This window comes from Nocardia abscessus, assembly GCF_015477775.1.
Lineage (GTDB): Bacteria > Actinomycetota > Actinomycetes > Mycobacteriales > Mycobacteriaceae > Nocardia > Nocardia abscessus_A.
The window spans coordinates 486,577-501,414 of sequence record NZ_JADLQO010000001.1 but is presented as its reverse complement, the minus strand read 5'-3'; the positions used below and the strand labels follow the sequence as shown (position 1 = coordinate 501,414).

Below are 14,838 nucleotides of genomic sequence, written 5' to 3'. Positions count from 1 at the left end.
GTACCGGCCGTCACATCGCGTTAACCTCTATTCAGGAACTTGGGCGTCCGCTAAGTCCTGATCTGCCGCCCTCCTGAGGGTGCGCATTCGACCGGTCGGAGCGGGCGCCTTCCCGCCAACGGTGGCGCTCGGTGCATTCGCGCTGGTCATGGGCCTAGGGCCAGGCGGCGAAGCAGCGAGTAGTCGCCCATCTCAGGAGAGTTTTCATGACGTCAGCGACCATTCCTGGTCTTCGTGGATCCGACGGCAAGGCGCCGACCGAGCACAGCGAACTACTCGCCTGGGTACAAGAAGTCGCCGAACTCACCCAGCCGGATCGTGTGGTGTGGGCGGACGGCTCCGACGAGGAATGGGAGCGGCTCACCGAGCAGCTCGTGGCGGCGGGGACGTTCAAGCGCCTGGACGAGAAGAAGAAGCCGAACTCCTTCCTCGCCCTCTCCGATCCCTCCGACGTGGCCCGGGTGGAATCCCGCACGTTCATCTGTTCGAAGTCCGAGGCCGACGCGGGCCCGACCAACAACTGGGTCGACCCCACCGAGATGCGCGCCACCATGACCGAGCTGTACCGCGGCTCGATGAAGGGCCGCACCATGTACGTGGTGCCGTTCTGCATGGGCCCGCTGGGCGCCGAAGACCCGAAGCTCGGCGTCGAGATCACCGACTCCGAATACGTCGTGGTGTCGATGCGCGTGATGACCCGCATGGGTTCGGCCGCCCTGGAGAAGCTGGGCGCCGACCGCCCGTTCGTGAAGGCGCTGCACTCCGTGGGCGCGCCGCTGGCCGATGGCCAGGCCGACGTGCCGTGGCCGTGCAACGACACCAAGTACATCACCCACTTCCCCGAGGACCGGGAGATCTGGAGCTACGGCTCCGGCTACGGCGGCAACGCGCTGCTCGGCAAGAAGTGCTACTCGCTGCGGATCGCCTCGGCGATGGCCCACGACGAGGGCTGGCTGGCCGAGCACATGCTGATCCTCAAGCTGATCTCCCCGGAGAACAAGGCGTACTACATCGCCGCCGCGTTCCCGAGCGCCTGCGGCAAGACCAACCTCGCGATGATCCAGCCGACCGTGCCGGGCTGGCGCGCCGAGACCCTGGGCGACGACATCGCCTGGATGCGCTTCGGCAAGGACGGCCGCCTCTACGCCGTGAACCCGGAATACGGCTTCTTCGGCGTCGCGCCTGGCACCAACCGCAGCTCGAACCCCAACGCCATGGCCACCGTGGAAGCGGGCAACACCGTCTACACCAACGTCGCGCTGACCGACAACGGCGACGTGTGGTGGGAGGGCCTGGAGGGCGAACCCGACCACCTGATCGACTGGAAGGGCAACGACTGGTACCTGCGGGAGACCGAGACGCTGGCCGCCCACCCGAACTCGCGCTACTGCACGCCGATGGCGCAGTGCCCGATCCTGGCGCCCGAGTGGGACGACCCGCAGGGTGTGCCGATCTCGGCGATCCTGTTCGGCGGTCGCCGCAAGACCACCGTCCCGCTGGTCACCGAGTCCTTCGACTGGCAGCACGGCGTGTTCATGGGCGCGACGCTGTCCTCCGAGCAGACCGCGGCCGCCGAGGGCAAGGTGGGCACCGTCCGCCGTGACCCGATGGCCATGCTGCCGTTCCTGGGCTACCACGTCGGCGACTACCTGGGTCACTGGATCAACCTCGGCAAGAACGCCGACGCGACCAAGCTGCCGAAGATCTTCTACGTCAACTGGTTCCGCCGCGGCGAGGACGGCCGCTTCCTGTGGCCCGGCTTCGGCGAGAACTCCCGCGTGCTGGAGTGGATCGTCGGCCGCATCGAGGGTTCCGCCGAGGCCGAGGCGACCGCGATCGGTAACGTGCCGACCGCCACCCAGCTCGACCTGGACGGGCTGGACGTCGATCCCACGGACGTCGACGAGGCGCTCGCCGTGAACGCCGAGGAGTGGCGCAAGGAGATCCCGCTGATCGAAGAGTGGTTCGAGTTCGTCGGCGACAAGCTGCCGTCCGGCGTGCGCGACGAGTTCGAGGCGCTCAAGCAGCGTCTGGGCTGACACTCCACCCAAAGTAGCATCGCCCCGCACCATCTGACAGATGGTGCGGGGCGATTTGTTCTGCGCGACAAATGTTTCCGCTCAGCTCCGGAATCCGCCGGCGCTATTCGGGGAACGGGGCCATCCGGATCATCATCAGGAAGCCTGCGCGGTTGAGCCAGTGAATCCGGCCCGCAGGCATCGCCTTCGCTTCGGCTCGGAATGCCGCGACGACGTGCCGCTTGAACTTCTGGCGCGGATGACGTCGCAGCAGTTCGGCGACCCAATCCCGGTCCAGCTCCGCCAGCCGCGTCCCGAGCACGTCCACTGAAGCCCCCGCGGAGACGAAGCCCCCCGGGTCGCTGAGATCGTCGGCGACGCCGGGTGTGATGTGGGCGGCGATGGCCGCGCCGATCGCGTCGGCCCGTTCCGGCGTGGCGCCCGCGCCGAGTGCGACGGTAGCGGCCCGCTCCCCGCCCACCACCGCGAAACATCTACCCGGCGTGGGGTGTTCGAGCTGAAGATCGTGCAGCAGGCAGGAGACGTAGACGAGTTCGTCGTCATAGGCGGCGCCGTCGAGGTCGGCAAGGACCCGTCCGAAGTAGTAGGTCCGCAGCGAATGGTCCAGCACGTGCGGGGAAAGCACCTCGCGCGCCTCGGTTTCCGCCGCGACGGCGAGCTTGGAATCCGGTAATCGCAGACCGGCGAACTCCAATTTCCCGCGCCCCCGCCGACCCAGCGCGAGGCGGACCCGGTTGGGCGCCATGGCGGGCAGCGTGCGAGCGGTCGCAACGGCCAATCGGCGGCGTTGCGCCCCCGACAGCGCACCACCGGTGCGGGTGGCCCATGCCCAATCGAGGCCCGTCGGTCCTGCCACGTTGCCCTCCTTCTCATCGAATCGGTGTGCCCTTGGAGTCAAGTGTGCGATGAGGTCGGCGGCGAGTGGCGCAAATGACAGTGATGCTCGGATTCGTGTCAGCTTCGCTGGCGTGAACGTGAACAGGCCGGGTATCTCGTCTGGTCCTGCTGCCTCTCGGGCACGCTCAGCTTGATCGAGCAGTTCTAGCGCACGTGTCGAGTCGCCAAGGTTCGCGACGGACGCAGCCAGACCACACAACAGTCTGGGTTCGGCTGTGCCAGTTGAATGCGTGACGTACTTCAATCCGTCTGTGGCGGCGTCCCGTGCGCGCTCGAAATCTTTCACGAACCGAAATGCCAACGCCTGTGTGCCGCGCGCCCATGCCCTCAACTGGTCGTGGTCCGCACGATCACCCAGTTGAAACGACGCTTGTGCGTGGACGCGCGCTGTGTCCGCTTGCCCTAGGTCGAGCGTCAGGTACGACTCTCGTCCGGGCGGTGTGCGCCCATCTTGATACGGCGCATCAACTCGGCGCGAATGTCCATTGCCCGGCTGAGAGTGCGGTCGTAGGACTCGAACCGTGCGTTGCGGGCAATGTCGATGATGCCGCCCTGCACGTCGTCCAGCGGTGCCGCGTCCGGAGTGGCGAGAAGTGCTTCCGACTCCCGCCGCGCTTGTCCAGCATCCGCAACGTGTCATCACGCCGTGCGCGTTCCGCCTGGTCCGCGTCCCAGGCCGCGATCAGTGTTCCGCCTGCGTTGAGTGCACGGTCTACCCGTTCGGCCCATCCGCGATCTTTGGGCCAACGTCGGCCCGCTTCAATGTTCGCGAGCTGGGAGTAGTCGCAAAAAGTCTGCCCTGAAAGCTCCCGCAGGGTGATTCCGCGTTCGGTCCGTTGCTGCCTGAGTGTCCGGCCGGTTCTGTCTGGTTCCATCCCGCACAATCGTTGACTCGCTGAAGCCATCTCACACCCACCCATGTGTTTTCAAATGTGGCCCTGTCGCTTTGAAAACAGCTTAGTCCTGCACCGATGCAGTTGCGCGTGTTGATGTTGATTGGTGCCCGGTTGGTGCGGCTGCCGCCCAACGCCTGCACTCCGCTCGGAGGCGGAGACCGGGCGCAGCCCAGACGAATAGTGCGATCAGGGGAGCGCGATGCGTCGAGAAGCGTTCGGGGACACACCGATGTCCCGCTGTGCCTACTACCGGAACGTGTGCGACATACCCGCCACCGTGGACCCTCCCCACGTGGGCCGGATCGTGGCCCGGTGTGGGCGATCACTATGCCCGCTGTGTTGGGGCAGCACGTGAAGGCGTGGATGCAACAGCGCGGGTACAAGCTGGGGCCGGTCCTGTCGCACCCACGGTCGAAACGGTGGACATTCATTATCCGGCCGGACATCCCGGACGAGACTCCATTGTTCACTGAGATGTTTCGGTTGGATGTGTCGATTGCGCGTGACGGAACGATCGGGCTGCCGAGTCCCGCCGATCGAGGGACCATGTTCCGTGCGTGGATCGTGCGCCCGGACAGCCATGTAGGTTCATCCGGTCACGTGATCGTTGAAGCTATCCGCGCGATCCGTGCCGAGAATGCAGCGCGGCACCGGGGATGGGCGCGAACGTATGCGTAACAGCGGAACTCGCATGCGTCACCGGTTGAAGCTGTTACAGGGCGGCATGTCCGACAAGTACGACGCTGAAATCGGGTTAGAAGAGTTCTATCGACGCTGGGCGCACGACAACCCGGCATGGCCGGTGTCGAGCCGTAAGGCAGCCGCTCAAGCGTTCATGATGCATGAGGATTGCGACCCGTTGGAGTGCTCGACGCGGGTAGCCGCGGACATCGTTTCGCGGAGAACTACCGGTATTTCCGGGCTCGGGGCGAGCGATGACGTCGCCGATGCCGAACGAACCGGACGTGCATCTCGTCGTGTGGCTGCGCGGCTTACATCTGCATTTCGCGGCATGTCTGACTGCCGCGTTGATCTTCGTTCAGGACGAAGGGGAACGGCGTCACACGGAGGGCGTGTACGTAGCGAAGGGCGCCCCCGGCCACTTACCGAGGCTGCCGGGGGAACGGCTGTACCTAGAGCGATGACGGCTCAAAATCGTTTGCGCCCTGTGCAGGAGACATGGAACGCATGATCGCTGCGTTGGCCCTGGTGGGGATGGCGGCGTTTGCGGGGGAGGATCGCGGCGCGGGCTAGGGCAACGGCGCGGCTGGGGGGCTTGTGACATCACGGGGTGGGGACAGGTGTTCGGTTCGCGGTTTTTCGTGCCCTGCGCACCTTCGCATTGAGCTTCATTTCATGGCGTGCATCCATCCTGGGTGCGCGCCTTTTTCTGTATCGAGAAGAAGGAGAAACACTATGAAGATTCGCCACATCGCGACCACGGGACTCGCCGCGGTGGCGTTGGTCAGCGCGGGAGTGGCCGTTCAAGCGCCCTCTGCCGCCGCTGAGCCCAACCGTTCCAGATCGTGCAGCTTCGCTTTCCAAGACGGCCGACCATGGGTACAGACGGGGCGCGGCGAACCTGCCGTCATCGGTGGTGGTTACGCGGACTGTGTGCCCGCGCCCGAGCAGTTCCACGTCAGCTTGACTTTGGAGTTCAAGAAGTCGGGTAGCGATTGGGTGGTCCGCGGCGCGGAAAGCGACAGTCGGATCCCCAACCCTCGGCTGAACATCGCGGCGTGGGCTCCGTGTGAGCCCGGTGCGTGGCGGGTTGTCGCTACGATCTGGTTGACGGAGTACGGCGAACCGCGTCAGTTCACCGACAAGACTCCGCCACACATTCTCAGCTGCTGAGGACAAACATGAAACTTCGCCAAGACCCACTCGTCGCGTACGGGCGACTTCCCGCGTGGACATCGGACTGGCACCGCTTCCGCCGCCTGCTGCTTAGGCTGCTGCCGCCGCCACGTCAGCATGAGGTCACAGGCACCAGCTACCCCGTGCGGCGGGAGTTCGGAGGCTGGACTATCCGGCCTTCGCGCGGCTGGCGTGGGGTTCGATGGATCACGCCGCCCCTGCACTACACGCGCAAGATCCGTGCCAACGACGAGGATGCTGCGACGGACTGGGCGCTGGAACGTATGGGTATGTGAACCGTCGAGACGGCAGAAACCTCCTCAGATTCGACGCTGAGGGGGGTTTTGGCGTCATCGAGGTACAAACCCCCGGTCCACTCCCTGGCAGATGAGTCGGCAGGACACGGCTATCCCGGCGCGTAGGCGTAGGGGTACCTCCCTTCCCTGTTCTAGGGTGCCCACGCCTGAGGCATACAGGCCAATATTCATGCGGAGAGGGGGGAGGGGTCCTTGCGCCGACCGGTTCCCGGTTCCCGACAGCGGTTCCGGAACTGGGGAACCGCTGAATGGCGGGAATGGCTCGACGCCTCGATGCCCGGATGCCCGTCTACTCGCCTTCGGCTTTCTCGACGTTGCATGCATCGGTCCATCGGGCCAGCAAACTGAGCGCTGCCAGTCGTTCCAATGCTTCCTGCTCGGTGTACTCGTTTTCGCCCTGCCCATGGGTTGATTGGTTCCGGATCGTCATTTGGACGCCAGGAGCGAAATGCACAAGACCGTCATTCATCGGGCCTTGGAATCAATCTGGCCGGACCTCGGGTTCAATGGAACATGGCCAAGTAACTAATTGCCGCACGGGAGGACATAACTACGCCGCTTGACTGATTTCGCGATACTGCTTGAATGCGGCCATGACATCTGCTTTCTTGCCCCCCAGACGCTTATAAGCGTCGGTTCCGGATTTGGCAGGTGGATCGAGTTCGGCAATTTTTTGCACCCAGTCAGCAATGTTGGAGACGGGAGCTTTACGGGCAGGAATTTGTTCGCCTTCGCGGGGTGCTTGAATTGCCCACGTGAGCCGGCCGCCTTCGTCGGTGAGGCTGAACAGTCCCGCGTACTGTTCTCCCGTGTTGCCCCTTGCCTGCGAGCAGAACTCACGCAAGCCCTGGCCTGTGCTGTTCAGGCGTTCCGGCACGGACCGGGTAAGACCGGCGAGCCGTCCGGGTTCGAGATGCGGACCTGCGGAGTGCGCCCCGGGCCGGTGTGGACGCCCAACGGCTTCGAATTGCGGGTGGAGCACGGGCTGGAGGCGCTGGCGGAGGCGGATGTGGTCGTCGTGCCCGGGATCGGCATCCCGACGCTGCCTACCCCGCGGGAGGCGCTGATCGCCTTGCGCGGCGCGGCGGCGCGCGGCGCGACCATGGTGAGCATCTGCGTCGGCGCGTTCATACTGGCCGAGGCCGGACTACTGGACGGACGACCGGCGACCACGCACTGGGCCTACTGCGGCGAGTTCGCGCAGCTGTATCCGGCGGTGCGGCTGGACCCGACGGCGCTGTACGTGGACGACGGTGACGTGCTGACCTCGGCCGGTCTGTCGGCGGGGCTCGATCTGTGCCTGCACATCGTGCGCAGGGAGCTGGGCGCCCACGCGGCGGCGGAGCTGGCCAGGTGGAACGTCACCGCGCCGCATCGAGAGGGCGGCCAGGCGCAGTACGTTCCGAACGCGCCGGGCGCTGCGGCCGAGCACGGCGGACTCGCCGCCACCCTGGCCTGGGCGGTCGCCGAACCCGCTGCGGCGGCGGATGTTTCGGCGCTGGCCGCGCACGCACTGATGAGCGAGCGCACCTTCATCCGCCGCTTCAAGGCGAAAGTGGGCACCACGCCGCGGCGGTGGCTGGACGCTCAGCGCACCGCGCGTGCGCGCGAACTTCTGGAAACCACACGTTTGCCAGTGGAAGTCGTTGCGGCCAAGGCAGGTTTCGGCAGCGTCACCGCGCTGCGGGTGCACCTGCGCGCGGCGACCGGCACCACACCTGCCGCGTACCGCCGGTCGCTCGGCACGTGAGCCCGGCGGGTCAACGGTCCCCGAGGGCGAATGCCGTTGTGGAGCAGGTCATTCGAATGTCGTGCGGGAGGGCGCTTTTCGGGGACCGCGCAGGGGCTTGTCAGTGTGCGGCGGGAATGTGCGAATTTTGCACGGCTCGATGGGTTTAGCCGCGTTCGGAACGGGGTAATGATCTTGTCGAGAGATTTCGTGTACTCGTGACTTATGCTTGGCGTGTTCTTCCCTTCCCATCACACAGTCGGATTACCAACGGTTAACTGATCGACTGAACTACTTCCCTACCGACATCGGACCCGCGATGCCCGCGGCGTACGGCGAGATCGACGCGCGAGAGGTGGTTGGAGCATGGCCGATCTGGAGACGGCGAGGTCCCTTGCCCCCATGGTTGCCGAATTCGAGATCGGGACCGCGAGCACGCCGCTGCGCCGGGCCGCGGGGCGGCTGCTTGCGGTGCTGCCGCCCGGATGGCGCGTCGAAATCGTCGACGCGCCACCCCGGCGCTACGGCAACCGCGCGCCGCTGCTGCGGGTGGTCATGCCACCCGACTGATCACCCGGTCCAGCCGAGCGGCATGAGCAGCGACTTCTGCTCGCAGAACGCATCGAGACCTTCCGGGCCGTTTTCGCGTCCTAGCCCGGAGGCCTTGTAGCCGCCGAACGGCGAACTCGGGTCGAACGCATACCAATTGATCGCGTAGGTACCGGTGCGCACCCGCGCCGCGATTTCGGCGCCGTGTTCGATGTCGGCCGTCCACACCGAGCCGGCGAGGCCGTAGACCGAGTCGTTGGCGATGGCCACGGCCTCGTCCTCGGTTTCGTACGGGATGACCGACAGCACCGGCCCGAAGATCTCCTCCTGGGCGATGGTCGACTTGTTGTCCACGTCGGCGAAAATCGTCGGCTCGACGAACCAGCCTCGGTCCAGGCCCTCCGGGCGTCCGCCGCCGAGTACCAGTCGCGCGCCCTCGGCCTTGCCCTTGGCGATGTAACCCTCGACCCGCTCGCGTTGCCGCTCGGAGATCAGCGGGCCCAGCTGCACGCTCGGGTCGTTCGGGTCGCCCACCTTCATCGTCTTCACGTGTTCGACCAGCGCGTCGAGGATCTCGTCGTACCGGCTACGCGGGGCGAGGATGCGGGTCTGCGCGACGCAGCCCTGGCCGCTGTTCATCAAGCCGGAGAACGCGAGCACCGGGATGCCGGCCGCGACATCCATGTCGGGCAGCAGGATCGCCGCGGACTTGCCGCCGAGTTCGAGCGAAACGCTCTTGAGCTGACCGGTGGCGATGGCGCCGATCTTGCGGCCGACCGCGGTGCTTCCGGTGAAGGTCACCTTGTCCACGCCGGGGTGCGAGACGAGGTACTCGGCCGCGTCGGGCTCGGCGGGCAGCACCGAGAGCACGCCCTCGGGCAGTCCTGCCTCGGTGAAGATGTCGGCGACCATGTTGGCCGTGATCGGCGTCAGCGGGGCGGGCTTCAGCACCACGGTGCAGCCGGCCAGCAGGGCGGGCGCGAGCTTGTTGACCGCGAGGAACAGCGGGACATTCCACGCGGTGACCGCCGCGACGACCCCGCGCGGCTCGCGGGTGACCCGCGTGGTGCCGAACCCGCCCACCCGGGTCTCCTGCCACGGGAAGGTCTCGGCCAGGGCGGCGTAGGCGTCGAGCGTGGCGACCGCGGGGATCTGGTTCAGCGTCATCGCGATCATCTGCGGCGCGCCGACCTCGGCGGTGAGCGCGGCGAGCAGGTCGGCGGAGCGCTGTTCGATCAGCCGGGCAACGCGGGTGAGCACCGCGGCGCGCTCCTTCGGCGGCGTGGCGGGCCACGGGCCGTGATCGAAAGCGTGCCTGGCCGCGGCGACCGCGGCGTCGACGTCGGCCCGGCTCACCGCGGGGACGCTGCCCACCGGCTCGACCGTGGCCGGCGAGATGACCTGGATGCGCTCGGCGGTGGCTGGCGCGGTCCAGCGGCCGCCGATGAACAAGCTCTCGTAATGCATGAGAACACGTTACAGTTTTGCCCGCCTTCTGTCTGTAACCTGTTCCAGTTTTGCGTACGCGCGACGCCCTGGCCAGTGTGAATCCCGACCTCTCGGTTCGCTTTTCGCAGAACGCACTATTGCGTTCTGTTGCTGGAGGGGGGATGCTGTAGCGACATATCAGCTCGCTCCATTACCGAATCGTTACCGCAAACTGGGGAGTCCGAGTCATGGCGGTGCAAGTGATCGGCCGGTCGCTGATGACCAGTGATCAAACCGAGCATCAGGCTAAGTGTGTCGGCAGCGGCGGATGGGTGGTCTCCTTCCTACCCGGCCGTACCCTGACGATCGAGCAGGCGACCGCGGCTATGCAGGCTGCGGAGGCAGTCGCCGCCGTCGGGATGCTGGCCGACATGGTTGGTCTGACCACGCTCGAGACCGTCGGGTTGGCTATGCGGGAATCGCCGTGGAGCGAGCCTGTGCACGCGCCGTGCGGGAAGCGGCACTGGCGTCGGGGATGGCTGGAGCCTTACCTCGGCTAACTTTTAGTTGCCACAACGACCAGATTGCTCACGAGTAACTCGCGCACCAGCGGTACCCGGACCAACCACCACGCCCAGCGGGGGTGGTAGCGCGGGAAGACGGTGTGCACCTCGGCCGGAGTGCCTGCCGCCCAGCGCAATCCGTCCGCGGCCCGCACCGCGAACAGCGACCTGCCGAACCTGTTCTTGGGTTCGCGTCCGTGCTTGCGGAGGTACCGGCGCGCGGCGTACTCGCCACCGAGGTAGTGCCACGGTCCGGTTTCGTGCCCGCCGAACGGGCCGTGCCACACCGTGTAGGACAGCACGATCAACCCGCCCGGCCTGGTCACCCGCACCATCTCGTCGGCCATCACCCAGGGCTTCGAGACGTGTTCGGCGACGTTCGACGAGAAACAGATGTCGAGTGCGTCGTCACGGAACGGCAGCGCCATCCCGGACCCGCGCACCGCGCCGGCTACCGAGAGGCCTGCGGCGTGCATCTCCGACGGGTCGGGCTCCACCGGGATGTAGCGCGCGCCGGTGCGGGCGAACTCGTCAGCGAAGTAGCCCGGTCCGCCGCCGACGTCGAGAATCGTCGCACCGTCCAGCGACCGGCCGGTGAGGTCGGCGTAGAAATCGGCGATCATCGCCGCGCTGTCGGTGGCCAGCCCGCCGTAGAACAGCGCCGGATCGGTCTGCTCGAACCGGAAGCTGCCGAGCAGTCGCAGCGACCGGCGCAGGGTCGCCCGGCGGGCGAACCGGGGCGAGCTGCCGCGTGCAGGCGTCTTTTCGGCTTTGAGCACGGCGCCGAGTCTCGCACAACCCCGATGCTGGGCATCGCGGGCGGGTGCTCGGGTTAGGGTGTACCGCGACATCCGACGTTCCCCACCGGGACCTACTGACCGAGAGAAGCTCCACCGTGCGCGAAGTCCTCCTGCTCTGCTGGCGTGACACCGGGCACCCGCAGGGCGGCGGCAGCGAGCGGTACCTCGAGCAGGTCGGCGCGCACCTCGCGGCCCGGGGGGTCAAAGTCACCCTGCGCACCGCCCGCTACCCCGGGGCGCCGCGGCGGGAGCGCGTCGACGGCATCGACATCAGCCGGGCGGGCGGCCGCTACACCGTGTATCCGCGGGCGCTCGCCGCGATCCTGCTCGGGAAGATCGGTCTCGGCTCGTTGCGCGGAGTGCGCCCGGACGCGGTGATCGACACCCAGAACGGCATCCCCTTCTTCGCCACCACCGTCACCAAGGCGCCGTCGGTATTGCTGGTGCACCACGGGCACCGCGAGCAGTGGCCGGTGGCGGGCAGGCTGGTCGGTCGCGTGGGCTGGTGGATCGAGTCGCGGCTGTCGCCCCGCGTGCACCGGCGTAACCAATATCTGACCGTTTCGTTGCCCTCGGCGGAGGAGCTGGCCGCGCTCGGTGTGGACGGTTCGCGCATCGCGGTGGTCCGCAACGGAGCCGAACCGGTTCCAGCCGGCGCGCCCACCGGCGCCGCGGAGACCCGCACTTCCGCGCCCACCGTCGTGGTGCTGTCCCGCCTGGTGCCGCACAAGCAGATCGAGGACGCGCTCGCGGCCGTCGCCCGGTTGCGCGACCGCATCCCCGGCCTGCGCCTGGACGTGATCGGCGACGGTTGGTGGGCGGACAACCTGCGCGACAACGCTCGCGAACTCGGCATCGCCGACGCAGTGACCTTCCACGGCCACGTGGACGAGCGCCGTAAGCACGAACTGCTCGCCCGCGCCTGGGTGCACGTGCTTCCGTCCCGGAAAGAGGGGTGGGGGCTCGCGGTGATCGAGGCCGCCCAGCACGGCGTGCCGACGGTCGGCTACCGGAGTTCGCGCGGTCTCACCGATTCCATCGTCGACGGCGCCACCGGCATTCTGGTCGACGACGTCGCGCAGTTGGCCGATGCCGTCGGCGATCTGCTGGACGATCCGGGCGCGCGCACCGTCATGGGCGAGAAGGCGCGCGCCCGCGCTCGCGAATTCTCTTGGGAGCAGACCGGAATCGGCGTCTACGAGGTGCTGTCCGCCGCCGCCCGTGGCGAACAGGTCACCGGTTTGATCGCGCCCCGGACGGTCGACTGAACTACTGCGCGCGGCTGCCGTGCGCCGCTCGGTTCAGCGCCGCGTTCTCGTGCGTTCTCGTGCCCGAAGGCCGAAGACGACAAGCGGACTCGCGACGAGCAACGCGCCCCAGAGCAAGTGGGCCGTGGCGATGACGGAGCGCTGTGCCGACGTCGATGGGCGGGGCTCGACGACGCCGGGCACGCGATACAGCGTGAGGTCGGCGTCCTCGTAGCTTCGCTCGAGCTGGGCCAACATCGTCGCCGATGCGCCGAGCGGGCCGGGAGTGGTCCGCTCGACGAGCACCCAGCCGACTCCGAGACGGGCCAGGTCCGGAGCTGAACCGCCCCGCAGGAGAAGGGCTTCCACCTCTCTCGCGCGTGCTCCCTCGCCGGACACCGTACGCCCGCGCACCGGAAGCTCGCCGGTCTGCAATACGTCGTTGGGCAGCATGCGCGGCGCCGGGTCGAGCACGGGCGCCGGGCCGCTGTAGCGGAACTTGCGGAACATCCCACCCGGCAGCACCGCGACGTCGCCGGGACCGTCGATCCGTTCGGCGACCCGCTGCCATCCAGCGGGGTAGCGCACCGCCCGGACGGCTCCACCGGCACCCCAGGCGAGGTCGTAGAGCGGCAGCACGAGAAGCGCGACGAATACCGCCGCGATCGCGGACCGCACGGCCGGGTGTGCCGTGCCGGGCCGATCGGTCGGCGCGGACGAAAGACGCCGGGCCGCCACCATGCAGCCCGCCGCCGCGCACAGGGCGTAGGCGGGCACGGCCAAGGCCACGTATTTCTGCGTGTCCCGCAGCAGACCCGCACCGGGCACGTGGGCGACCAGCCACTCCAGTGCGTGCATGCCCCACTCCGTCGCCCCGAGCGCGGGGAACAGCACCGCGATCGCCGCGAGCAGCAGCAGTGCGCGGCGCACGTGGCGATTGTCCGGGTCGGCGCCGCCCGTGGCGACGGCGCGCACGCCCAGCGCGACGATCGCCAGCAGCGCCAGGGTCGCGATCGCGGCCAGCGGTGTGGTGCGGGAACCGGGAACCGCCTCCGCGTTCCAGATGCCGCCGAGGCCGGCCACACTGCCGAGGGTGCCGAGGCCGGGCTCGGCCCGTGCGGCGAAGGCCGCGATGCCCGCGGGATCGGACGGCTCGGCGCCCGCACCCGACAGCGCGGTCGCGGCGAGCCATGGCGCGGAGGCCGCGACCCAGACGACGAGCGCCGGGACCAGCTGGCGTCGATGGACCAGGGCGAACGCGGTCATCCCCGCCAGCAGCGCTCCGGTCGGCGTGAGTCCCGCGGCGGCGAGCGATCCGGCCAGGGCCGCCCAAGCGGACACCGTCCGGATACTCCTGCGCCGTGCCGCCGTGACGAGGGGCTGATCTACTTGGTCCTTGCCCGGTGTGTCGTTTGGCGCGGTGACGAGGGGCTGATCTACCTGGCCCTTGGCCGGAGTGTCCGCTGATGTAGCGCCGTGGGAGTGTTCAGGGGCGTTGGCTGGTGTAGCGCCGTGGCGGTGTTGAGGGGTGTCGGCTGGCGTAGAGCCGCCGGGGTGTTCAGAAGTGTCGGCTGGGGCAGGGCTATCGGGTGGCTCGGATGCGCCGTGCGTAGCCAGCGGTGTTTCGGCTCGGCCGGTGGGTCCGGCCTGCCGGTCGTGCTGTCTGGTGATCGGCGGGGCATTTTCGGAGGGTTCGGCCTCCTGCGGTCCGGCCAGGCCGTTTCCGGGCTGTACCGGTGCGTTCGACAGAGTCCGCCGACGCCGTTTCGCGGTGGCGGAGGATCGGAGGCGATAGGCGGCCAGCGCTGTCCACGGCAGCGCGGCATATCCGGCCAGCAGGCTCCAGTGCCCCTGCAAGAGCCGCTCGGCGACGTAGGGGTTCCACAGCGCGACCGTCGCGGCGACCAACTGCGGCCCGAGCGAAGCGCGCAGCAGGTCGCGGGCCAGCATCGCCGCCCCGTACCCCGCGGCCCACAGCGCGACGACCAGAATCGCCTTGACCAGCAGTCCGCCGTCGACGAACGCCGACAGCACGGCCAGCAGCGCGTCCTGCGGCACCGCCCGCGGCGCCGCGTCGCCGAGACCGAGCGCCGAGTCGGTCGGATAGCTGCGCGGCGTGCTCACCGCATCCCGCAGGAGCAGGTATCCCGGCGCCAGCAGGGGCGCGGTCACCAGCAGTGCCCCAGCCGCGCTGTATCCCGCAGCTACCGCCCGGTCTCGACCGCTCCCACTCACGCCTGAGCACTGTACGTCCCGATCCCCGCCGCCGCGGAGCGGAGCGTGACCAGGGAGTCCGATTCGGCCCGACACGCGGATGTTCAGAACCGCCCCCGGCCCGCCCGATGAATCGGCGGCGGCCCTCGCCCAGCTCGAGCCGGCCTACCAGGACGCCGACCTCACGCTGTATTGTGTGCCGGGCGTCATCGGTCGATGGTTCGACGACAGTGCGGCCGGCCGCCCTCGCGCCGAGAGTGGCCGACGACAGCGTCACCCGACCGGTACGGCCCGAAGACCCG

General features: G+C 68.0%; 13 protein-coding genes and 1 pseudogene. 6 read left to right on the top strand and 8 right to left on the bottom strand.

The features are described 5' to 3' along the window. Positions 1–206 precede the first annotated feature (206 nt). Positions 207–2,039, top strand: coding sequence for a phosphoenolpyruvate carboxykinase (GTP) (locus IU450_RS02440; RefSeq protein WP_195148124.1), 1,833 nt, complete (start codon positions 207–209; stop codon positions 2,037–2,039). A gap of 103 nt (positions 2,040–2,142) precedes the next feature. Here IU450_RS02440 and IU450_RS02435 read toward each other — a convergent pair whose 3' ends face one another. The 3 genes and pseudogenes from IU450_RS02435 to IU450_RS41245 form a co-directional block, all read right to left on the bottom strand. Beyond that, positions 2,143–2,895 (bottom strand): phosphohydrolase, encoded by a 753-nt coding sequence (locus IU450_RS02435; protein ID WP_195148123.1) that lies wholly within the window; start codon positions 2,893–2,895, stop codon positions 2,143–2,145. A gap of 455 nt (positions 2,896–3,350) precedes the next feature. Further along, the gene (locus IU450_RS39470; protein ID WP_228833911.1) at positions 3,351–3,494 is read right to left on the bottom strand and encodes a hypothetical protein; all 144 of its coding nucleotides are present in this window, start codon (positions 3,492–3,494) and stop codon (positions 3,351–3,353) included. 125 nt (positions 3,495–3,619) lie between these two features. Beyond that, positions 3,620–3,811, bottom strand: a pseudogene (locus IU450_RS41245) (helix-turn-helix domain-containing protein); the annotation flags it as partial. A gap of 1,437 nt (positions 3,812–5,248) precedes the next feature. Here IU450_RS41245 and IU450_RS02425 point away from each other — a divergent pair. Next, complete coding sequence (locus IU450_RS02425; RefSeq protein ID WP_195148121.1) at positions 5,249–5,686, top strand: hypothetical protein; 438 nt, start codon at positions 5,249–5,251, stop codon at positions 5,684–5,686. 609 nt (positions 5,687–6,295) lie between these two features. Here IU450_RS02425 and IU450_RS41240 read toward each other — a convergent pair. Together IU450_RS41240 and IU450_RS02415 are read right to left on the bottom strand one after the other, a co-directional pair. After that, positions 6,296–6,475: a TIGR02391 family protein gene (locus tag IU450_RS41240; RefSeq protein WP_195148120.1), complete on the bottom strand. Its 180-nt coding sequence runs from the start codon at positions 6,473–6,475 to the stop codon at positions 6,296–6,298. An 81-nt stretch (positions 6,476–6,556) separates the two neighbouring features. Next, positions 6,557–6,883 (bottom strand): hypothetical protein, encoded by a 327-nt coding sequence (locus tag IU450_RS02415; RefSeq protein WP_195148119.1) that lies wholly within the window; start codon positions 6,881–6,883, stop codon positions 6,557–6,559. A 36-nt stretch (positions 6,884–6,919) separates the two neighbouring features. Between IU450_RS02415 and IU450_RS02410 the strand changes: the two genes are divergently transcribed. After that, on the top strand, positions 6,920–7,756 hold the full coding sequence (locus IU450_RS02410; protein WP_195148118.1) for a GlxA family transcriptional regulator: 837 nt from the start codon (positions 6,920–6,922) through the stop codon (positions 7,754–7,756). A 345-nt stretch (positions 7,757–8,101) separates the two neighbouring features. After that, positions 8,102–8,305 (top strand): hypothetical protein, encoded by a 204-nt coding sequence (locus tag IU450_RS02405; RefSeq protein ID WP_195148721.1) that lies wholly within the window; start codon positions 8,102–8,104, stop codon positions 8,303–8,305. Here the strand turns inward: IU450_RS02405 and IU450_RS02400 are convergent, their stop codons facing one another. Further along, on the bottom strand, positions 8,306–9,751 hold the full coding sequence (locus IU450_RS02400) for an aldehyde dehydrogenase (RefSeq protein WP_195148117.1): 1,446 nt from the start codon (positions 9,749–9,751) through the stop codon (positions 8,306–8,308). Positions 9,752–9,960: 209 nt separating this feature from the next. Here IU450_RS02400 and IU450_RS02395 point away from each other — a divergent pair, with 209 nt between their 5' ends. Then, positions 9,961–10,272, top strand: coding sequence for a hypothetical protein (locus tag IU450_RS02395; RefSeq protein WP_159923239.1), 312 nt, complete (start codon positions 9,961–9,963; stop codon positions 10,270–10,272). Here the strand turns inward: IU450_RS02395 and IU450_RS02390 are convergent. Continuing rightward, positions 10,269–11,054 (bottom strand): class I SAM-dependent methyltransferase, encoded by a 786-nt coding sequence (locus tag IU450_RS02390; protein WP_195148116.1) that lies wholly within the window; start codon positions 11,052–11,054, stop codon positions 10,269–10,271. The two genes, IU450_RS02395 and IU450_RS02390, sit on opposite strands and share 4 nt — an antisense overlap. Before the next feature lie 116 nt (positions 11,055–11,170). Here IU450_RS02390 and IU450_RS02385 point away from each other — a divergent pair, with 116 nt between their 5' ends. Continuing rightward, positions 11,171–12,343 carry a glycosyltransferase family 4 protein gene (locus IU450_RS02385; protein ID WP_195148115.1) on the top strand — a complete coding sequence of 391 codons (1,173 nt, stop codon included), beginning with the start codon at positions 11,171–11,173 and terminating at the stop codon, positions 12,341–12,343. 33 nt (positions 12,344–12,376) lie between these two features. On the opposite strand, the gene IU450_RS39465 is transcribed toward IU450_RS02385, so the two are convergent. Then, the gene (locus IU450_RS39465) at positions 12,377–14,557 is read right to left on the bottom strand and encodes a hypothetical protein (protein ID WP_324197497.1); all 2,181 of its coding nucleotides are present in this window, start codon (positions 14,555–14,557) and stop codon (positions 12,377–12,379) included. Positions 14,558–14,838 lie beyond the last annotated feature (281 nt).

What these genes read in the sequence shown, in the direction of transcription:
- IU450_RS02440 (WP_195148124.1), top strand. Translation starts at nt 207, where the DNA reads ATGACGTCAGCGACCATTCCTGGTCTTCGTGGATCCGACGGCAAGGCG.
- IU450_RS02400 (WP_195148117.1), bottom strand. Translation starts at nt 9,751, where the DNA reads ATGCATTACGAGAGCTTGTTCATCGGCGGCCGCTGGACCGCGCCAGCC.
- IU450_RS02425 (WP_195148121.1), top strand. Translation starts at nt 5,249, where the DNA reads ATGAAGATTCGCCACATCGCGACCACGGGACTCGCCGCGGTGGCGTTG.
- IU450_RS41240 (WP_195148120.1), bottom strand. Translation starts at nt 6,475, where the DNA reads ATGAATGACGGTCTTGTGCATTTCGCTCCTGGCGTCCAAATGACGATC.
- IU450_RS02395 (WP_159923239.1), top strand. Translation starts at nt 9,961, where the DNA reads ATGGCGGTGCAAGTGATCGGCCGGTCGCTGATGACCAGTGATCAAACC.
- IU450_RS02405 (WP_195148721.1), top strand. Translation starts at nt 8,102, where the DNA reads ATGGCCGATCTGGAGACGGCGAGGTCCCTTGCCCCCATGGTTGCCGAA.
- IU450_RS02410 (WP_195148118.1), top strand. Translation starts at nt 6,920, where the DNA reads ATGCGGACCTGCGGAGTGCGCCCCGGGCCGGTGTGGACGCCCAACGGC.